Origin of the sequence: Streptomyces sp. NBC_00377 (assembly GCF_036075115.1) — a bacterium.
GTDB lineage: Bacteria > Actinomycetota > Actinomycetes > Streptomycetales > Streptomycetaceae > Streptomyces.
In genome coordinates this window covers 6,213,863-6,234,061 of the sequence record NZ_CP107958.1, presented here as the reverse complement: position 1 = coordinate 6,234,061, position 20,199 = coordinate 6,213,863, and the positions used below count along the sequence as shown (strand labels likewise).

Here is a 20,199-nt window from a genome sequence, read left to right as displayed (position 1 = left end):
GCTTGGGCTAGCCGAGCGCCGCTACAGATCGCCGCCGGGCGCTCTGGCGGGTCAGGTGTCGGCGTCGGTGAGCTCCTCCAACTCCCCCATCGTGTCGAGCCGGTAGAGCAGAACCAGTGCGGGACCGACCAGCACGATCGCGATGGCCGTGACGATCATCAGCCAGCGCAGGGTGTGCGGGGCGCCGGCCGCCTCGGTCACCGTCAGCGTGGTGGGCAGCAGGTAGGGCCGCTGCGCGAAGCCCCAGGCGCCGACGACCAGGGCCACGCTCGCCACCGACGTGTAGCGCGACCAACCGTAGGTCCGGCGCCACACGAGCAGCACCGTGGCCAGACCACAGACCGCCGCGAGAACGATGAGCAGCAGTCCCATGCCCCCGGTGAGGCCGTCCCAGACGTAGCGGGCGTCGTCGTGGGTGACCGGCAGGGCGATGAGTGCGAGAACGACGACCACGGCGAAGGCGAGCAGCGCGCGCAGGCGGAAATAGTCGACGAGGTCGTGCGCGTCGAACCGAAGGGCGTCGGAACACAGGAAGACCGCACCGAGGAAGGCGGTGGCGGCGACGGCCAGCAGCCCCGTCAGGACGGAGGTTCCATTGGCCCAGGCGTCGGCCGAGGCGGTCGTGCCGACCTCGACGTGCCCGGAGGCGATGCCGCCGAGCACCGCCCCGAAGAAAAACGGCGTCACCAGTGACGAGACGGCGAACATCGCACCGTAGATCCGTTGTTGGGCCAGGCGTCGGGTCGGCTTGCGCAGGGCGAACCCGGCGCCGCGGAGCACGAGGCCGACAGCGGCGAGGGCGAGCGGCAGCCACATGGCGGAGAAGACGGCCTGGAACATCGTCGGGAAGCCGGTCCACATGATCACCAGAACGAAGATCAGCCAGACGTTGTTGGCCTCCCAGACCGGTGCCATGGCGTGGTCGATCAGCCAGCGTGGCCGCTTGCCGCGCTCCGCCCCGCCCGCGAGGAGATCCCAGAGACCCGCGCCGTAGTCGGTGCCCCCGGCGCAGGCGTAGGCGGCGATCGCGACCACCAGCACCCATGCGATGAATTCGGCCATTACGACGCACCGCCGGAGGTGTGGCCGGAGCCGCCGCCAGGCGCTGCGCCGGAGGCTGTCGGCTCGGGCTCGCTCCTGGGCCCGTAGGGGGTGTCGGTCTCGGGCGGCTGTTCGGCGCGCGCCGCGGCCGCACCCTCATCCTCGATGCGCCAGCGGGTGCGCATCTTCAGGACGACCGCGAGGAACGCGCCGAAGACAGCCACGTACACGACGATGACGATGCCGAGCATCGTCCACAGGGATCCGGCGCTCGTGCTGGTGACCGCCTCCGAGACCCTCATGTGGTTGTAGACGATCCAGGGCTGACGGCCGACCTCGGTGGTGATCCAGCCGCACTCCACGGTGAAGAGGCAGGCGACTCCGGCGAGCGCGGCACAGCGGTAGAACCAGCGGCTGCGCGGGTTGTCCCGATGTCTCCACCAGGACCAGGCGTACCAGAGCGCGAGCAGGATCAGCAGGCTGCCGATGGTGACCATGATGTCGAAGGCCCAGTGGGCGATGGTGGCCTGGGTGGCCGTCGGACGGTCGCTCGCGGGGACCGAGGTCAGGCCTGTGACCTGGGTGCTGGGCTTGAAGCCGGCGAGGATCGAGTCCAGTTGAGGGATCTTGATCCCTCCGGAGATCGTCCCATCGGGATGCAACCGCCCGAACATGTACTCCGGTACGTGGGTGTCGGTCTTCCAGACGATCTCCGTGGCGGCAAACTTGATCGGCTGCTTGTGGAAGACGGCGCGGGCGGCGGAGTCGCCCAGCATGAACTGGACGGGAGTGAGGATCGCGGCGACCGTGAACGGCACGGTGAAGCCGAGCCGGTGGTAGCGGTCGCGACGCCCGCGCAGCCAGCCGACCGCGTACACCCCGGCGACCACGTAGCCGGCGGTCAGGAGCATCGCGACCACGAAGTGCCAGTACTCCGGTCCGAACATCGGTGTGAAGATCGCCTGTTGCACGTCGACGTGGATCGGTTTGCCCTGGGCGTCCAGGCTGAATCCCTGGGGGGTGTTCATCCAGGAGTTGGCCGCGATGATGCCGAACGCCCCCATCAGGGCGGCCAGCGGCAGCGGTACGGCGAGCCAGAAGTGCGTCCAGGGCTTGAGTCGGCGCCAGCCGTAGAGGTAGATCGCGATCAGGACGGCCTCGAGGAAGAATGCCCATGCCTCGACGCCGAACCCGAGGCCGAAGACGTCGCCCCAGCGGCCCATCATGCCGGGCCACAGCAGCCCGAACTCGAAGGACAGCACGGTGCCGGTGATGATGCCGATGGCGAACTGGACGGCCATCACCGCCGACCAGCGCCGGGCGAGCAGGAGGGCGACGGGGTCGTTGCGGCGCAGCGCCCGGTGGTGCATGAGCAGCGTGATGAAGGGCAGTGCGACGCCGAACGGGACCAGCAGGATGTGCGAGGCCAGGGTGAAGGCCATCAGCTCCCGTGCCGGCAGGAGTTGGGCCGGGGTGCTGTCGGCCAGAAGTGCAACGGTGCTGAGCATGTGCGCCTCGATGGTCTGCCCTGCCGGAGTGGCGGGCTGAGGAGGGACAGGATGCGGGGGACGCCCGGAGAGAATCGGCCCGGACGGCGCGTTCTCAGGGAGGCGGTGGCGCCTTCGGGCCGCCCGCCCCGACCGCCGATCCGTCGGTGTCGGGCAGGGTGAACGCGCGTTCCCGGCGCGAGCTGGTGGCGAAGGCGACGGACCAGCTGAGCACAGCGCCCATCCTGCTGCGGAAGCCGGTGAGAAAGGCCAGGTGGATGAAGAGCCAGGCAAGCCAGCCGGTGAATCCCGACAGATGCAGCGGGCCGGCCTTGACCACAGCGCGGCCGCGGGCGATGTAGGCGGCGCTGCCGAGATCCACGCACTTGAAGGGCTTCGGCTTCTTCGTCCTGCCTTCGACCTGGTGCCTCACCGTCCGGCCCGCGTACGCCCCGGACTGCATGGCGACCTCGGCCAGGCCCGGCAGCCTGTTCAGGCTCATCACGTCACCGGTGACCCGGATCTCCGGATGGCCGGGCACGGTGAGGTCGGGTCCGACGAGGATGCGGCCGGCCCGGTCCTGCTCGGCGCCGGTCGCCCGGGCCAGCGCCGCGGCGATCGGCGGGGCCTCGACGCCCGCCGTCCACAGCACCGTGCGTGCGCCGAACCACGTCGTCCTGCCGTCACGGTCCCGTACCGTCAGGCCGTGCGCGTCGATGTCGGTGACCCTCGTGCCCAGGTGGAGCTCCACACCGAGGTCCCGCAGGGTTCGCGCCGCACGGTGGGCCAGTGGGGGGCCGAACGCGCCCAGCACCGCGTCGGACCCTTCGAAGAGCAGCACCCGGGCCTTGGCGGAATCGATTCTCTGGAACTCCCGGTCGAGCGTGTGGTCGGCGATCTCCCGGAGCTGTCCGGCGAGTTCGACACCGGTCGGCCCGCCGCCGACGAGGGCGAAGGTGAGCCACCGCTGCCGTTCCCGCTCGTTGGCCGCCGTTTCGGCCATCTCGAACGCCCGGTAGATCCGTCGGCGGATGTCGAGCGCGTCGTCCAGGGTCTTCATGCCGGGGGCGTGCGCGGCGAACTCGTCGTGCCCGAAGTAGGACTGGCGCATCCCCACCGCGACGATCAGATCGTCATAGGGCAGCTGAACAATTCCGCCACCGGGCCGCCGGGCGTGCACCACCCGGGCGCCGGCGTCCACGTCGGTGGCTTCGGCGAGGACGCACCTCACGTTGTGATGGCGCCGCAGGACCCCGCGCAGCGGTTGGGCGATCTGCCCCTCGGACAGGATGCCGGAGGCGCACTGGTACAGCAGCGGTTGGAAGAGGTGGTGGGCGCGGCGGTCGACCACGGTCACGGCCACCGGCGACTTCCGGAGGGCACGGGCGGCGAACAGCCCCGCGAACCCTCCGCCGAGGATCACCACCCGGCGGGGCGTGATGTGATCCTGCATCGCAGATCAGCCCCCGGTGGCGAAGCCGGGGAAGAGCGTCATTCCGCCGTCGACGTACAGGGTGGTGCCGACGACGTAGTCGAGCAGGTCGGACGCCATGGCGACGACGGCGTTGGCGATGTCGTCCGGGTCGCCCACGCGGCGGTAGGGGATCAGGCGCAGCAGGTCGGCCTCGGCCTCGGGGGTGGACCAGGCGTCGCGGTTGATCGGCGTGCGGATGGCGCCGGGTGCGACCGCGTTGACCCTGATCCGCTTCGGGGCGAGCTCCTGGGCGAGGGTCTGCATCAGCATGCCCACACCCCCCTTGGAGGAGGCGTAGTTCACGTGCCCCGCCCACGGGACGATCTGGTGGACCGAGCTCATGCAGATGATCTTCCCGGCCGAACGGGAGACCTCCTCCACCACGCCGCGCCGGACGAACTCCTTGGCAGCCTCCCGCGCGCACAGGAACTGACCGGTCAGATTGACGTCGATGACCTTCTGCCACTGGGCGAGCGTCATCTCCGTCACGGCCGCGTCCCGCTGGAGGCCCGCGTTGGCCACCATGATGTCGATGGTGCCGAACTCCTCGACCATCCGCGCGACCATGGCGGTCACCTGGTCCTCGTCGGACACGTCGGCCTCGTGGGCGTAGGCGCGGACCCCGAAGCCCTCGATGTCCGCCACGACCTTCTCGGCCTCGTCCGCGCCGACGACGTAGTTCACCACGACGTCCGCTCCGGCCCGGCCCAGGGCAACGGCGGTAGCCAGGCCGATGCCCGAGTTGGCCCCGGTCACCAGCGCCTTCTGGCCCCTGAGGAGCTGCGCGGACACCGCTCCCTGGCTCGTGTCGACGTTTCCTGCCACCACGTTCTCTCCCTCAGCGTTTGCGGACGAACGCCCTCGGCAACCGGACGACGCGCAGGAGTACGGCTGGACGTCGGCCAGGTCCGTCAGGACAAGCCACAGGAGCCGTCGCGTACCCGGCTCCCAGACGAAAACACCCTGCGGCGCAAATACGACAAACCGGCACGCAACATAACCACACTTGGCCAGGCACGCCACACGATCGGGTTAAGAACTGCCCCGATCCGCCGGACGCCCGTGCAGGGACAGGTCACCACCGTTGTGGTGATCGAGGACCCCACCCCGCTCCGCCAGGGCCCCTGTCAGGGGGCGGCCTGGACGTCCGCTAGCGGCCGAAAGCCCCTCGCTCACACGCTCACTCAGCCTGATGAACACTCGGCGTGCCCGACTGACAGGGTGAACATAGCGTGCACGCATGGAAGCGATGCGTAGCAAGCCAGTCGGAGCAGGAGCCCCGGATCGGCGGATGCCGTCGATTGCTCGGAGCGGGCGCCGCCTGCCCCTGCACAGTGCGAGCGTCAGGGCCGACGCGGACCGAGAGGCTTTCACGTGCTGAGGAAGGCCTTGATCGCCCTGGGGGTCGCAGAGCGTGTTCGCTCTCTGCCTGGTCAGTGCACTGCAATTGCTCGTCCTGCGCAACACTCCGTTCGGGGTGACCGGTGCGTCCCCGGTCGTGAACGCGGTGGCTTCGAAGGTGTCACTGGAGACCCACAGTTACGCCGATGAGTCTGCGGTGATGAAGGCGATCGGCCAGAGCAAGCTCTATGGCGCCTACCTGCCGGGCAAGTCGAGCGACACCCTGGTCGTGGTCCCCGCCAAAAGCCGGCGTGACATCGGACCGTTCCTGCCGCCTCGGAACGCCTACATCCTGCTCCGCAACTCCATCTACTTCGACGGCCACGGGACCACGCAGGCACTCGTCGTCCTCTTGGTCTACCTGATCATCCCGGCGATCGCGCCTGCCTTCCTCGACCGGTTCCGCACCCCGGAGATTCCCGTGACCCGCGAGACCGAGGCCGAGGCGACCGCGCTGACCGTCCCGGTGGGCGGCCTGCCGTAGTCCTGCTGATCAAGTGACCACATCGGAGGCGATGCCACGTCCTGTCCGCACCACGGGCAGCGCAGTACGCCCAAGGGGACGGCGAGTCGCCGCAGACGTCGGCCGCGTCCGAGCCTGTCGTGTCCACGCCCGCTCGCGGCTGAGCGTCTCCCTGACCGGCGCGCGCAGGATCCGATCTCCTCGGCCTCGTCGTCGCCCCGCCCTCAACGCCTTGCCCGGCGTCGGCGAAGACGTCCTGGGTCACTCGGACGGCTCGGTGGCGATGCGTGCCGTACGAAGGTGTAGTGGATTGGATCGATATGCACCCCGCCTTCCTGCCCACGGTTGCCCCGGACACGGAGCGGACTCCGCGGAGATCCCGCAGCGCCTCTCATCGGGGTCAGGTCGGGCGCGGTCGGATTCCCAGATCCCCCGGTGGACGGGGGTGGCCGCGCTTGCATTCAAGGCGGCGAGCGTCAAGAGGAGGTCGACCGCTATGACCGGCGAGGACATCCTCCTGGGCATCGCCCTGACGGTCGCCCTCGCCACGGGTTCGCAGATCCTGGCGAACAAGCTGCGCGTCCCCGCGCTGATCATTCTCCTGCCCGTCGGTTTCACTGCGGGCGCCCTGACTGACGTCATTCACCCCGGTCGGCTCGTCGGCCCGGACTTCCCCGCGTTGGTGTCGCTGTCCGTCTCCGTGATCCTCTACGACGCGGGGCTCGGCCTGAACCTGCGCAACCTGACCGGCCGTACCCGCTCGGTCGTCGTCCGGCTGCTGGTCATCGGCATCCTGGTCACCTTCTTCGCCGTCGGAGGCATCGGGCCGGCCCTGTTCGGCATCCCGCTGCGGGGGGCGGCGATGATCGGGATGATCCTCGTCGTGTCCGGTCCCACCGTCGTCGGCCCTCTGCTCGAATACGTCCGGCCGACGGACCGACTGCGGCGCATTCTGATCTGGGAGGGAACGCTGACCGACCCGATCGGCGCCATCCTGGGAGCCGTCGTCTTCCACGCGGTCGCGACTTCTCACCGGGTCGACCTCGGTCGGGGGTATCAGATCGGGCAGTTCCTGATCAGCGTGGGCGTCGGCCTCGTGGGCGGTGCGGTGGGCACCGTCATCCTCTGGCTGACGCTGCACAAGTTGCGGCTCGGCGAAACACTGGGCACCCTGGCCCAGTTGGCGACGGTGATCCTCGTCTCCGCGGGCTGCGACATCGCCCGTGACGACACCGGGCTCATCGCCGCCATCTTCACCGGACTGGCCATCACCAACCTCCCTGGCCTGGACATGCCGGCCCGCAGGCCCTTCCTCGAAACACTTGTACAGATGATCATCGGGCTGCTGTTCATCTCCATTTCCTCCGCGGTCACGCCCGCGTCCGTGGTGCCCGTGCTGGTTCCCTCCTTGATCCTGATCGCCGTGCTCGTCCTCCTGGTCCGGCCGCTCATCGCGTACGCCTCCGCCTGGGGTTCCGACCTGACCGTGGGTGAATGGGGCTTCATCGGGTGGATGGCGCCACGCGGCATCGTCGCGGCCTCGACCGCGTCCGCCTTCTCCGCCACTCTCGTGGAGAAGGGCCTGCCCGGCGCGTCCAAGATCCTGCCGATCACCTTCCTCGTGATCGTGGGAACGGTCCTGGTCTACGCTCTGACCGCCGCGCCCGTGGCCCGGAAGCTGGGCGTGGTCCGCTCGGCGCGGACACGGCCGCTCCTGGTGGGCGGGGCCCCATGGGTGATCGGCCTCGGGAAGGCCCTGAAAGCCGCCGGGCTCGACGTCCTGATGTGGGCCGGGCTCGAGGAGGAACGCCGGCGGATCACCGCAGCCGGAATCGAGCTCGCGCACGGGGAGATGCTGGCCACCGCGACCAACCCCCGAGCCCGGCTGGAAGGTGTGACGGCGGTGTTCCTGCTCACCGACGACGACGATTTCAACGCCCTCGCCTCCGTCGTCGTCAAGGACAATGTGCAAGGGCCCGTCTACCGGGTGGGACCGCCTCGGGACAGCCACGGAGTGGTCGCCCCCTACACCGGCGGCGACATCCTCTTCGGTCACTCGCTCGTCCGGCATCGCCTGGCGGGCCGGTACGAACACGGCGCCCGCTTCCACGTGCAGCCCGGATCCCAGCCGATCCCCGCGGACCGCGACATCCTGTTCGTGGTCAGGACCGACGGCCGGCTGATCCCGGTCACCGGGACCCAGACGATCACACCGCTGCCGGACGACACCGCCGTCCTGATGGACTCGGCATGATCTCGTGGGCCGCCCGCTTCCGGCTACGGCAGTACGCCAAGGCCAGTCTGTGGATCGTCCCCCTGTTCGGGCTCGTGCTCGGCGTCGCCCTCGCCGAGGCGGCGTCCGCCGTGGACGGGGCGTCCTGGCTGCCTAAGACCTGGACCTACTCCGCGTCCACCGCGAGCGGCGTCCTCAGCTCGGTGGTCGGCGCGATGATCGCCCTGCTCGGGTTCGTCGTCACCATCGGTGTCCTCGTCATCCAGCAGGCCACCGGCACTCTCTCACCACGCTACATGCGGCTGTGGTACCGCGACCGATTGCAGAAGGCAGTACTGGCCACCTTCACCGGTACCTTCGCGTTCGCCTACACACTGCTGCGGAGCATCGAGACCGACGCCGTGCCCAACCTCGGTGTGACCCTGGCCGGCATCGCCGTGTCCGTGAGCCTCCTGCTCCTGCTGATCTACCTCAACCGCTTCACCCACAACCTGCGGCCGGTGGCCATCGCCGACATCGTGGGACGCCTCGGCGAACAGGTCCTCGACCGCATCGCTGCACATGCACGGAGCACCGAGATGCCCAGCGGGGTGCGCCCGGCGGACGCCCCGGTGGCCCTCATCCGGGCGGAACGCGGCGGTGTCATCCAGGCGTTCGACGCACCTGGCATGGTCTCGCTCGCGGCCCGGCACGACTGCGTGTTCGTGCTGGCCGCCTCTGTCGGCGATTTCGTGCCGCCCGGCGGCATCGTCGTCGAGACCCACGGCGGTACGTCCGCGCCCGACCCGCGTCGGATCACCGGCCTCCTCGCCCTCGGGGCGGAGCGGACCATCGAACAGGACCCGGCCTTCGCCCTGCGCATCCTGGTCGACATCGCCATCCGCGCCCTCTCCCCCGCGGTCAACGACCCGACGACGGCCGTTCAGGTGCTGAACCACGTCGAGGCGTTCCTGTACGCCGTTGGACGCGTCGGACTCCGCGGGCAGTACGTCCTCGCCGATGACCGGGGCCGGCCGCGCCTCGTGCTGCCCGGCCGGTCCTGGGAGAACTACCTGGAACTCGCCGTCACCGAGATCCGCGACTACGGTGCGACCTCGGTCCAGGTCTGCCGACGGCTCCGGGCCCTCCTGGTCGGTCTCCTCGCAACCCTGCCGGACGAGTGCGGACCCGCCCTGCGCGCCGAACTCCGCCTCCTCGACGACGCGGTCGAGCGAGAATTCGGCGACGCCGCCCGCCGGGCCGACGCACGGACGGCCGACTCCCAGGGCCTCGGGGGCCGGAACCGGCCACGGGCAGCCGGTTCCGGGCGCGCCGAACCATGAGCGCCGTCCGCAGAAGCGGGCCGCCCTTCCTGGACTGCCCGCGGTTCGAGGACCTGCTGCCGCCCGGACTCAGCGACACTGCCGCTGCCGGTCGATGGCCTCGTCCAGGGTCGACGCCGCCATGATGAGCGACAAGTGGGTGAACGCCTGCGGGAAGTTGCCGAGTTGCTCGCCACTCGGGCCGATCTCCTCGGCGAACAGGCCGACGTGGTTGGCGTAGGTGTGCATCTTCTCGAAGGTGTAGCGGGCCGGCCCGACCCGCCCCGCCCTGGCCAGGGCATCGACGTAGAGGTAGGTGCAGAGGCTGAAGGTGCCCTCCGAGCCGCGGAGGCCATCCGGGGAGGCTGTCGGGTCATACCGGTACACCAGGCTGTCCGAGACGAGCTTGCGCTCCATGGCGTCCAGGGTGGAGAGCCAGCCGGGGCTCTTCGCGGCGAGAAACCCCACACGCGGAATCAGCAGGAGGGAGGCGTCCAGAACGTCCCCGCCATAGTGCTGCACCAGGGCCTGCTCGGACTGGCTCCAGCCCTTGTCCATGACCTGTTCGAGGATGCTGTCGCGGGCGTTGCGCCAGCGCGGGATGTCGCCGGGCCGGCTGAGGTCCGTCGCCAGCCGTAGGCCCCGGTCGAAGGCGACCCAGCACATCACCCGGCTGAACGTGAAGTCGTTGCGGCCCCCGCGCGTCTCCCAGACTCCCTCGTCCGGACGGTCCCAGTTCTCGGACAGCCAGTCCAACGTCCGGGCGAGTCCCTTCCAGCCGTGATAGCCCAGCTCCTCGCTGACGTCCATGCCCTCGGCCATCGCGTAGAGGGCCTCGCCGTAGATGTCGAGCTGCAACTGGTCGGCGGCGGCGTTCCCGGCGCGTACCGGATACGAGCCGCGGTACCCCTCCCAGTGGTCGAGGATCTCCTCGGTCAGGTGCGGGTCCCCGTCCACCCGGTACATGATCTGAAGCCGCTCGCCGGGCAGGTCCGCCCGGTCGCGCATCCGCTCGCCCAGCCACTTGGTGAACGCCGACGCCTCCTCGGCGAACCCGAGGTCGAGCAGGGCACGTACGGAGAGCGATCCGTCCCGCACCCACGTGTACCGGTAGTCCCAGTTGCGCTCACCGCCGACCTGCTCCGGCAGACCCATGGTGGCGGCGGCGACCGGTGCACCGGTCGGGTGGTAGGTCAGGAGTTTGATCGTGATGGCGGAACGGTTCACCATCTCGGCCCAGCGCCCCCGGTAGTGGGAGGTGCGCAGCCATCTCTGCCAGAACTCCACCTCATGCCACAGTCCCTCCGTCACACCCTCGACCGTGAGCGGAGGCGGTGCCTCGCCGTCGACGGCGCACGTGGTGAACACGGCGACGGCCGAGTCGCCGACTGCGAGCGTGACCGCACCCTTCACGTCCTGCCCGTCCCGTACCAGCGGAAAGGACGTCTGCAGGTGACCCGCGATATCAGGGCCTCGGAACACCGCCTCCTGGGGCCGTAGATCGAGCTCGTGGTCGGCCCGGCCGTAGTCGAACCTCGGCCTGCACTCCAGGACGAACCGGACGGTCCCGCGCACCACGCGGATCACCCGGACCAGGCTGTGGCGGTCGGTGGGGACGCGGCTGGTGTTCGCGGGCATCCAGTCGATGACCTCGCCGACGCCCTCCGGCGACATGAACCGTGTGACGAGTACGCCGGTGTCCGGGTAGTAGAGCTGTTTGCACGACACGTCCGAGTGCTCCGGCGCCAGCCGGAAATACCCGCCACGGTCGTGATCGAGCAGCGAGGCGAAGATACTCGGCGAGTCGAACCTCGGCGAGCAGAACCAGTTCACCACGCCCTCGGAGGACACCAGAGCGGCGGTCTGCAGGTCGCCCACCAGACCGTGGTCGGCGATGGGGGGATAACGGTCCATGAGCGTCCAATCAAGGAGGATCCGGCGCGGTCCACTATCTGACAGGCCATATGCCGACGCCTCTCGGAGCCACGGACGGCCCAGTCGGAGCCTGACCCTCTTCCAGGAGATCGCTGGGCGCACCGTCCACGTCCCGACGTGACAGCGTGATGGCGGAAGTCTCCGACCGGGCCGTCTCCGTCCTCGGAGCGGCCCCCAGAATTCGGCAGCACGTCCTGACGCCGAGCTGGCCGAACGAGTGAACGCTGTGGACTCGCGGGTCTCGCGAGCACGGCAGGCCGGGCTGATTCGCCATCCCGTGGTAGCACCTGACGGGGATGTTGAGTCCGTGACCCCAGTCCCGTCTGCGAGGAGTGGATACGTATGCCGGCCGGACCCGCCACCGCACAGCAGGACCCACTCGAAATCGTCCGTACCCGTAGCTACATCTCCCTGCTGGTGATCGCGGCCGTACTGGGCGTCGCCATCTCCTGCGTGGCCTACGGGTTCCTCGCCCTCGTCTCCGAACTCCAGTCCCTGCTGTACGAGGACCTGCCCAAGAGCCTCGGCTTCAGCGGAACACCGGACTGGTGGGCTGTGCCCCTACTCGCCGTGGCCGGCGTGCTGGTCGCCCTCGCGATTCGCCATCTGCCCGGAAAGGGCGGACACGAGCCGGCCGAAGGGCTCAAGACCGGCGACACCCCGTCGGTGGCTTCGGTGCCCGGCGTCGCCCTCGCATCGATCGCCACGCTCAGCCTCGGTGCCGTCCTCGGCCCGGAGGCCCCGCTCATCGCCCTCGGCGGCGGACTGGCGGCAGGCGCGATCCGGATGCTGAAACGCGACGCCCCTCCCACCACCCTCGCCGTCGTCGCGGCAGCGGGCAGCTTCGCTGCGATCAGCGAACTCCTCGGCTCCCCACTGATCGCAGCGTTCCTGCTCATGGAAGCCTCCGGCCTGGCCGGTCCGATGCTCGGCGTCGTGCTGGTGCCCGGCCTGCTCGCCGCAGGCGTCGGCTCCCTGATCTTCACCGGCCTGGACTCCTGGACCGGACTTGGCACCTACTCCCTGTCGCTGCACCAGGTGCCGCCCGCCGACCGGCCGACACTCGCCGCGTTCGGCTGGGCGATCCTCGCCGGCCTCGCCGCCGCGATCCTCGGCGAGGCCATCCGCCGCTCCGCCCAGCACCTGGAGACGCACGTCAAGCGGCGAAGGCTGCCCCTCACGGTGGCGATGGGCGTACTCGTCGGACTGCTCGCCCTGCTCTACACCAGCGTCACCGGCAAACCGATCTCCGGCGTGCTGTTCTCCGGTGAGACCACCATCGGCCCCCTCCTGGCCGACCACGCCACCTACTCCCTCGGCACCCTGCTGCTCCTCGTCGTTTTCAAGTCCCTCGCCTACAGCGCCTCCCTCAGCGCCTTCCGCGGAGGTCCGGTCTTCCCCTCCCTGTTCGTCGGCGGTGCGGGCGGACTGGCCATGTCCCACCTTCCCGGACTGGACACCACCACCGGCTTCGCCCTCGGCGTGGGCGCGCTGAGCGTAGCCATGCTCAAACTGCCCATGACCTGCACCTTGTTGGCCACCCTGCTTCTTGGTTCCGTAGGGCTGACCGTGATGCCGTTGGTAATCGTGGCGGTGGTGGTCTCGTACGTACTGACTCTCCGACTCGCCGCGCCGCAGACTCCTCACCTCGACGATCAGAAAACTGACGGGCCGACAGTGCCGTGACCTGGCAGGGCGCGTCATCGAGCAGAACGTCAGTAAGGCCCGGCCGACGCAGCTTGCTCCGATGGACAGTGGCAGGAGCGCGGCTGAGGCCGGTGGAAGGAAGGAGCCGTCTGCGACCTGCGCCAACAGATACTCCAGGGCGGGGGCGGCCTCGTACGTGCCCGCTTCGGCTGCTCCGACGACGACGCCCTCGCCGTCGGCCTGACCTGTGGCGGCGAGATCGATGTCCTGATCCAACGCGCTGACCCGACTGCCCTGCCCCACCCGGCCGCCGCCGTGAGCGAACTGCCACTGGGCAGACCCGCCGCCGTTGCTCCACACCCAAACCCCTCCGCCGCGGATTCTGATCTTCTGTCGACGCCGTCGACTTCGCCGCTGCCCTCAGCCGGGCCGGACCCTTCCTCGGTTACCGGGTCACCGTCTGCGACGCTCGAGCAGCTCATCGAACAGACCGGGCCGTTTCCTGTTCAGGCAGTTTCCGCCCAACGCGCACCAGGCCCTCGCGCCCCGGTGCCGACGCGATCAAGTTCCCCGTAGTTGCGGCCGGTCAGCAGTCCCGCACGGAGCTTCCCGGGCGGCGGGCCAGAGGGCCCGCCGCCGGTGATCAGCAGAACCCTCCGAAACCCCGCGTCCCCAACATGTCCCCAACATGTCCCCAGGATCAAGAATCGAAGCCGCGGAGGCGCTGCCGGCTCGTCGGCACAAGCCCTGATCATCGGAATTTTCGCAGGTCAGCGCGACGCCTGCCCGGCGAGGGAGCAAGATCCTCACCCCGCTCCGAACTCGCGAGCAGCGGATTCAGTCCGTTGAGCGATACTTGACGCCCCGACACCAAAAATGAACGTTTCCGCAGGTCAGAAGCCTGCAAAGGTGGGGCGGGTGGGACTCGAACCCACGGCCGACGGATTATGAGTCCTTTGAGGATCTTGGCGGTCCTTGCGTTTCTACGCCGATCCGTGGCGTTTCCGCAGGTCAGATGACGTGACCTATGCAGACACTCCCCTGCCTTTGTCAGCCTGTTCCTATCCTTGCGTCCCCAACGCGTCCCCAACTGCGTCGCACGACACAAATCGCACGGGCTAACGTGGCATCGCGCAGAAGGCCATCTCGCCCCGCCCGCAGCGGATTCACATTCCAACGGCGCAGAGGCTCCACTATCTGCGTCGGACGCTGATGGCGAAATTCGAGCCTGTGTGACATCTACCTTCAAGAGCTGTTTGCGGTCTTCATGGCCTACGTTGCTGTTTGGGGAGAGCTCAAGCGCCACTGCGGCCGCGGAAGCCTGGGGTGATTTTGGTGGGGAGGCGGTGCGTTCGGCGCGGAAAGCGGTGGCTCTCAGCGAACCGGATTGGCTGGTCGAGAGAGCCTGACTGGCAAGGCCCGCCGAGGTGCAGTGCCAGCCCGGGCCGGGCCCCCTGACGTTGCGGTCCACTACCGCCCATCAAACTCAACCAGTTCAAACAATCGGCTCACGCAATGGATCAAATCGATCCCATTCGAGTTCCCAGAACGCTTTGAACCCATTCTTTTTCGCGAACTCTCGCTCGGATGAGTAGATTGGATAGACGCCCACAAAGTCCAACGCATCCTCACCCTTACCCCCCAATTCGGCCGGGACCATACTGAACGGGACGAGCCCCAGATTACTCGCCGGGCCCCCCAAGAGAAGGCTCGACATCGCCGACTCTTCGACAAATCGCTGCGCATAGCCAATTGCACGACCAGGATCAAGAGGCGAAATCCCGCGTAGCGCAGCAACAGCCCTGGCCGGAACACTGACCCAAGACAAATCTCGGCTTCGAAGTGTGATGACCATTTCATGACGACGGGCCACCCCCCCTCCGGGGCTTGAAAGCGATAGCCCGTACGTGACCCCAGTCAGAAGGCCGGGTCCCGGCACGTCCCTGTACCCGAGGGACAGAACTCGGCCATCGCTCGGGTCGCGTGGCTCGACCTCCTCGATGATCGGGTCTTCACCCGTCACGGCGTGCAGGTGCGCCAGATACAGGGCAAGCCGCTCAGCGGTGTCACGACCAGTCACTTCAGACGCTCCATGTCCGCCTCCGACTCCAACACCAGGCCATCGACCTCCTCGGACGCGCACTCGGCGACCGAGCCGAGGGCGACAACGGAGACAACCCGCCGACTTGTGTGGCACCCGTCCAGTTGACGTTGCCGTCAAACTACTGCCGTCAGACACCGCAGCGGCCCCACCGGAAACACTCCGGCGGGGCCGCTCGATTTTGCCCAAGGTCAGCGGATCGCACGGAAACGATCGCACCCTCTTGAGCAAGATCATTCATCGGCAGCAATCGCTACTACATCCCCCATGCTCATGCCCGGCTCAACACTTCCATTGAAGCTGTAACTGTCGTCGCAGAAGAACAGCTCAATATCCGTCGGTACGATATCCCTGAACCAGAGTGCAAACCTGGCCGCCAGTTCGAGAGGCGAGTCAAGGTAAATGCAAGTTCCGTCCACGTGAGAGTAGCCCTCAAGCTCCTGGCCACCCTCCGAAACAGTCCAAACGACGTCCCTTGACTCCTGCGATCCCTGCCGCTCTCGAATCACAGCGGAAGGCCAGTCTCGCTCCAATGCCGCGAGCAGGTCCGTCCGTCGAACGCCACGACTCTGATCTTCGAAGATGGCTAGATACGTCACTGACCTGCTCCTTTCCTATGGATCCACGACAACGGAGCCGGGGATGCCGTGCTGCTGCATGAGATCCGAGCGGTCACCTTGATGTGAGCCCGGTCGTCGTGCACAACCTCGGTCAGGGTCAACGGGCCCTGATCGGTGTAGTCGTGGACGATCCGCGTGACGTGATCGATCAGCCGCTCCACATGAGCCAGGGTGGGCACCACGTGCAGTTGATGGTCAGGCAGCCAGTCGTAGTCGGCGGCAGAAGTCGTCATGGCCAGGAGCGTAGTCCCGACGCCTAGGCCGTTGACCTGGACGTGCTTGGCGGCCGGGACGCTCGCTCGGTCCCTGCACGGACCCAGCGTGTATGGCCGAGTGGTGGGGCGGTCACCTACGACTGCCATGTCTGCCGGCAGCCCTACGAGCGCCCCGACCTGGCCGCCTGCGCCACGCACGACGCGGTAGGACGGCATCATCGTGTCGAAGGCGCCCTTGAACTGCTGAATCGACCCACAAAGCCCTGACCGCACCAACGGGCCCCGACCCGGAATCCTGCGGACAGGGACTGTGCGACGGGGGACTCGACGCCACGTAGGTGGGCAATTTCCGGAATCCCAGCAGCACGCGGTGGCGGTAGCCCTCCGGCCGGCCGCCCCACCCGTCCAGTCATGCCGGTATGGGTAGCAACGGCCGGATGACCTGCCCTTTGGGGATTCGGGCCATGCCGCAGCCGAGGACTGCCCGGATGGTCGCCTGGGCCTGAGGCTGGGGCCGCGCTTCAGCGAGGCAGCAGGACGTCGACCTGCCTGCGGATGTCCTGCACGATCTCCTCGACGCTCAAGGCGATGTTCACGCCTGCCGCCATGCTGAGGAACATCACGGACGGTTGCACTCGACGATCGGCCGGACGATCGCCAGCACCGCGTCCAGCACGCCCGGGACGGTCTCGGCGTCCGCCCGGCCCTGCTCAAGTGCTTCGACGTACTTGGCGTTCTGGACAAGGAGGAGGAGTTCGCCCTTGGTCTTGGCATAAAGGAACAGGGTCCCGGTGCCGATGTCGGCCTGGTCGGCGATCTGCTGGGTCGTGACCTCATCGACGCCGTGTTCGGCGAACAGTTCACTGGCGGCAGCGACGATGCGGTCGAGTTTCTCCTGCTTGTTCCGCTCGCGCCGTCCGACCGACTGGGAGGCGACAGACGTGGGTGGTGTCCTCGTGCGTTCTGTGTCGCCCGTCGCGGTTGCGGCGGGTCAGCTGTGGCCGACGACGGCCTTGCCGCGGATGCCGCCCTGGGACAGGGACTGCAGCGCCTGCGGGGTCTGGTCGAAGCCGACCACCTTTCCCACGACCGGACGCACCACGCCCTGGTCGATGAGGGTGGTGATCTGGCGGAGCTGGTCGCCGCTGGCGCGCATGAGCATGAACTCATACGTCACGCCGAGCTTCTTCGCCTGCTTGCGGATCTTGCGGCTCAGGACGGCGACCCCCAGGCGCAGCAGCGGGTTGAGGCCGGCCTCGCGCGCGAAAGTGGGCTCCGGGGGACCAGCGATCTCGATGGCCTTGCCGCCGGGCTTGAGCACCCGCAGGGACTTCTCGAGAGTCTCCCCACCGAGGCTGTCCAGCACCAGGTCGTAGCCGGTCAGGAGCTGCTCGAAGTCCTGGCTGCGGTAATCGATCACAGTCTCCGCGCCGAGCGCGCGCACGAAGTCCGCGTTGGAAGCGCTGGCGGTCGTGGCGACGTGCGCACCGAGGTGCGCGGCGAGCTGGATCGCGATCGAACCGACCCCGCCGGCCCCGGCGTGGATGAGAACCTTCTGGCCGGGCCGCACCTTTCCGCGCTCCACCAGCGCCTGCCACGCCGTGAGCGCCACCAGCGGCAGCGAGCCGGCCTCATTCATGCTGATCGAGGCGGGCTTGAGCGCCAGGTCGCCCTCCGCGACGGCGATGCGTTCGGCGAACGTGCCGATGCGGTCCTGGTCGGGCCGACCGTAGACCTCGTCTCCGGGCTTGAAGCCGCGAACCGCCGTCCCGACGCTGATGACAGTGCCCGCGACGTCGTTGCCCAGGATCAGCGGCAGCTTGTAGGGCAGGATCTGCTTCAACTCACCGGCGCGGATCTTCTCATCCAGCTGATTCAGTCCGGCGGCCTCCACCCGGACGAGCACGTCGTGCTCCCCCACGGTGGGCTCGGGGACGTCCGCCTCCTGCAGCGGCTCCTTGTACTTGGTGACGACGAACGCTCGCATGGGGCACTACTCCTTGTCTTCATCCTATTTATCCAGGCGTGAGGCCAGATCAGGACCGGTCGGTCCCGGGGCTCCAGTCCCGCTCCACCTGCCCGCAGCCGCCCCGGCCGGGGCGGCAGGCGTCAGGCGACGCTCAGGACGATCTTCCCGGTGGTGCGGCCCTGCTCGCCGATCTCGTGCGCCTTCGCGGCCTCGGCAAGCGGGACGACGGTCTCGACCACGGGCGTGAGCGCGCCCCGCTCGGCCAGGGCGGCGATCTCGCGCAGACCCAGGTGGTCGGGCTCGACCAGCATCCACACCGCCCGGACGTGGCCGGGGACGTCGGCGGGGAAGTCGTCGGGGCCGGGCAGGGTGATCAGCCGGCCGCCCGGGCGCAGCACCGTCAGGGACCGCTCGGCGTTCTGGCCGCCGAGCCCGTCCAGCACCACGTCCACGTCCCCGACGGCGTCCTCGAAGCGGACCGTGCGGTAGTCGATCACCTCGTCCGCGCCCAGTTGCCGCAGCAGGTCGTGCTTGCCGGCGCTGGCCGTGCCGATGACGTACGCGCCGCGGGCCTTGGCGATCTGCACGGCCAGGTGGCCGACCCCGCCGGCCGCCGCGTGCACCAGCACCCGCTCACCGGCGCGCACCCCGGCGGTGTCCACCAGGGCCTGCCAGGCGGTCAGCGCGGCCAGCGGCAGCGCCGCCGCCTGCACGTGGGTGAGGTTCGCCGGCTTGGGCGCGAGGTGGCGGGCCGGGGCAACGACGTACTCGGCGTAGGCGCCGGCCTGCCGCGGGAACAGCGGCATGCCGTACACCTCGTCCCCGGGGTGGAACATCCCCACGCCCGGTCCGACGGCCTCCACGGTACCGGAGACGTCCCAGCCGACCGCCGGGACCTCTCCCCACTCGATCAGGGCCCCGCTGGCCCGGGTCTTGAAGTCCACCGGGTTCACACCGGCCGCGTGGACCCGCACCAGGACCTCGTTCAGTCCCGGCTCGGGCCGGGCGACCTCACGCTCCACGAGCACTTCCGGTCCGCCCCACTGCTCCACGACCACCGCACGCATGCTGTCCGCCTCACTCTTTTCCGTCTTGATCGGATACCGGCCGTCCGGGCCCTTCCCGGCGCGACGCAGTCCACGATCCGGCATCCGCCCCCACCATGGTGTTGGCCGTCTGGCCACTATGTGACAGGATCTGGCCATGAGTGAGAGGCAGTGGCCGTGCACCGACCCCCTCCCCGACCCGAGCGCCGACGCGGCCGGGCGGCACCGCATCGCCGTCCTCGCCCTGCCCGGCGTCCCGCCCTTCGAACTCGGCATCCCCTCCCGCGTCTTCGGCAGCGTCCTGGACGCCGGCTCACGCCCGCTGTACGAGGTCACCGTCTGCACCGCCGACGGCGCCCCGGTCCTCAGCGACGCCGGGTTCACCGTGCAGCCCGCGGCCGGTCCCGAGGCCCTGGCCGCCGCGGACACCGTGATCGTCCCGCCCACGCACGCCATGCCCGAGCTGGGCCGCGGCGGCCCGCTGCCGCCCGAGGTCACCGCGGCCATCGCCGGCATCCGGCCCGGCACCCGCCTGGTGTCCATCTGCGCCGGCTCCTACGTCCTGGCCGCTGCGGGCCTCCTCGACGGCCGGCCCGCCACCACCCACTGGGGCCTCGCTCCCGAGTTCCGCCGCGCCTACCCCCGCGTCAAGGTCGACGAGGAGGTCCTCTTCGTCGACGACGGCGACGTCCTGACCTCCGCGGGCGTCGCCGCCGGCGTCGACCTGTGCCTGCACATGATCCGCCGCGACCACGGCGCCGCCGCCGCCAACCGCGCCGCCCGCATGTGCGTCGTCCCGCCCTGGCGGGACGGCGGCCAGGCCCAGTACATCGACCGCCCGGTGCCCGAACCCACCGTCGGCACCACCACCGCCACCCGCGCCTGGGCCCTGGAACACCTCGGCGAACCCCTCTCCCTGAACCGCCTGGCCGAACACGCCCGGATGAGCCTGCGCTCCTTCACCCGCCGCTTCCGCGACGAGGTCGGCATGACCCCCGTGCAGTGGCTCACCGCGCAACGCCTGGAACTGGCCAAGCAGTTGCTGGAGACCACCGACCTGTCCATCGACCTGGTCGCCCACCGCTGTGGCTTCGGCTCCGCCAACTCCCTGCGCGCCCACATGCGCACCGCCTTCGGTGTCTCACCCGCCTCCTACCGCCGCACCTTCCATACCGACGACCTGGTGGAAGCGGGCGTCTGAGGACACATCAGCGCCGCACATACCCGCTCCGCGGGCCGGCCGGGATCGCCTGATCATCCGCTGCC

Annotated in this window: 16 protein-coding genes; 5 read left to right on the top strand and 11 right to left on the bottom strand. The window is 68.9% G+C overall.

Features of this window, described 5'->3' with window-relative positions; all coding sequences use genetic code 11:
* Window positions 1–51: 51 nt before the first annotated feature.
* The 4 genes from OHS71_RS27715 to OHS71_RS27700 all read right to left on the bottom strand — a co-directional run bounded on the left by OHS71_RS27715 (window position 52) and on the right by OHS71_RS27700 (window position 4,827).
* Window positions 52–1,062 (bottom strand): cytochrome d ubiquinol oxidase subunit II, encoded by a 1,011-nt coding sequence (locus OHS71_RS27715; RefSeq protein WP_328482032.1) that lies wholly within the window; start codon window positions 1,060–1,062, stop codon window positions 52–54.
* Complete coding sequence (locus tag OHS71_RS27710; protein WP_328482031.1) at window positions 1,062–2,549, bottom strand: cytochrome ubiquinol oxidase subunit I; 1,488 nt, start codon at window positions 2,547–2,549, stop codon at window positions 1,062–1,064. The genes OHS71_RS27715 and OHS71_RS27710 overlap by 1 nt, the downstream gene beginning before the upstream one ends.
* A gap of 94 nt (window positions 2,550–2,643) precedes the next feature.
* Window positions 2,644–3,981, bottom strand: coding sequence for an NAD(P)/FAD-dependent oxidoreductase (locus OHS71_RS27705; RefSeq protein ID WP_328482030.1), 1,338 nt, complete (start codon window positions 3,979–3,981; stop codon window positions 2,644–2,646).
* A gap of 6 nt (window positions 3,982–3,987) precedes the next feature.
* On the bottom strand, window positions 3,988–4,827 hold the full coding sequence (locus OHS71_RS27700; protein ID WP_328484667.1) for an SDR family oxidoreductase: 840 nt from the start codon (window positions 4,825–4,827) through the stop codon (window positions 3,988–3,990).
* 589 nt (window positions 4,828–5,416) lie between these two features.
* Here OHS71_RS27700 and OHS71_RS27695 point away from each other — a divergent pair.
* The 3 genes from OHS71_RS27695 (at window position 5,417) to OHS71_RS27685 (ending at window position 9,421) form a co-directional block, all read left to right on the top strand.
* Window positions 5,417–5,887 carry a hypothetical protein gene (locus OHS71_RS27695; RefSeq protein WP_328482029.1) on the top strand — a complete coding sequence of 157 codons (471 nt, stop codon included), beginning with the start codon at window positions 5,417–5,419 and terminating at the stop codon, window positions 5,885–5,887.
* Between the two features lie 475 nt (window positions 5,888–6,362).
* Window positions 6,363–8,120: a cation:proton antiporter gene (locus tag OHS71_RS27690; protein WP_328482028.1), complete on the top strand. Its 1,758-nt coding sequence runs from the start codon at window positions 6,363–6,365 to the stop codon at window positions 8,118–8,120.
* Window positions 8,117–9,421 (top strand): DUF2254 domain-containing protein, encoded by a 1,305-nt coding sequence (locus tag OHS71_RS27685; protein WP_328482027.1) that lies wholly within the window; start codon window positions 8,117–8,119, stop codon window positions 9,419–9,421. Before OHS71_RS27690 ends, OHS71_RS27685 begins: the two co-directional genes overlap by 4 nt.
* Window positions 9,422–9,490: 69 nt before the next feature.
* Here OHS71_RS27685 and OHS71_RS27680 read toward each other — a convergent pair whose 3' ends face one another.
* Window positions 9,491–11,314, bottom strand: coding sequence for a glycoside hydrolase family 15 protein (locus OHS71_RS27680; RefSeq protein ID WP_328482026.1), 1,824 nt, complete (start codon window positions 11,312–11,314; stop codon window positions 9,491–9,493).
* Window positions 11,315–11,677: 363 nt separating this feature from the next.
* Here OHS71_RS27680 and OHS71_RS27675 point away from each other — a divergent pair, with 363 nt between their 5' ends.
* On the top strand, window positions 11,678–13,021 hold the full coding sequence (locus tag OHS71_RS27675; protein WP_328482025.1) for a chloride channel protein: 1,344 nt from the start codon (window positions 11,678–11,680) through the stop codon (window positions 13,019–13,021).
* 1,456 nt (window positions 13,022–14,477) lie between these two features.
* Here OHS71_RS27675 and OHS71_RS27665 read toward each other — a convergent pair.
* The 6 genes from OHS71_RS27665 to OHS71_RS27640 form a co-directional block, all read right to left on the bottom strand.
* Window positions 14,478–15,062, bottom strand: a complete 585-nt coding sequence (locus OHS71_RS27665; protein WP_328482024.1) for a suppressor of fused domain protein — start codon at window positions 15,060–15,062, stop codon at window positions 14,478–14,480.
* Between the two features lie 254 nt (window positions 15,063–15,316).
* On the bottom strand, window positions 15,317–15,682 hold the full coding sequence (locus tag OHS71_RS27660; RefSeq protein WP_328482023.1) for a hypothetical protein: 366 nt from the start codon (window positions 15,680–15,682) through the stop codon (window positions 15,317–15,319).
* On the bottom strand, window positions 15,679–15,936 hold the full coding sequence (locus tag OHS71_RS27655; RefSeq protein WP_328482022.1) for a hypothetical protein: 258 nt from the start codon (window positions 15,934–15,936) through the stop codon (window positions 15,679–15,681). The genes OHS71_RS27660 and OHS71_RS27655 overlap by 4 nt, the downstream gene beginning before the upstream one ends.
* Before the next feature lie 601 nt (window positions 15,937–16,537).
* On the bottom strand, window positions 16,538–16,777 hold the full coding sequence (locus OHS71_RS27650; RefSeq protein ID WP_328484666.1) for a helix-turn-helix domain-containing protein: 240 nt from the start codon (window positions 16,775–16,777) through the stop codon (window positions 16,538–16,540).
* Between the two features lie 132 nt (window positions 16,778–16,909).
* Complete coding sequence (locus OHS71_RS27645) at window positions 16,910–17,905, bottom strand: NADP-dependent oxidoreductase (RefSeq protein WP_328482021.1); 996 nt, start codon at window positions 17,903–17,905, stop codon at window positions 16,910–16,912.
* 122 nt (window positions 17,906–18,027) lie between these two features.
* A complete protein-coding gene (locus OHS71_RS27640) occupies window positions 18,028–18,954 on the bottom strand; it encodes an NADP-dependent oxidoreductase (protein WP_328484665.1) in 927 nt (308 codons plus the stop codon).
* Between the two features lie 136 nt (window positions 18,955–19,090).
* Between OHS71_RS27640 and OHS71_RS27635 the strand changes: the two genes are divergently transcribed.
* The gene (locus tag OHS71_RS27635; protein WP_328482020.1) at window positions 19,091–20,134 is read left to right on the top strand and encodes a GlxA family transcriptional regulator; all 1,044 of its coding nucleotides are present in this window, start codon (window positions 19,091–19,093) and stop codon (window positions 20,132–20,134) included.
* Window positions 20,135–20,199 lie beyond the last annotated feature (65 nt).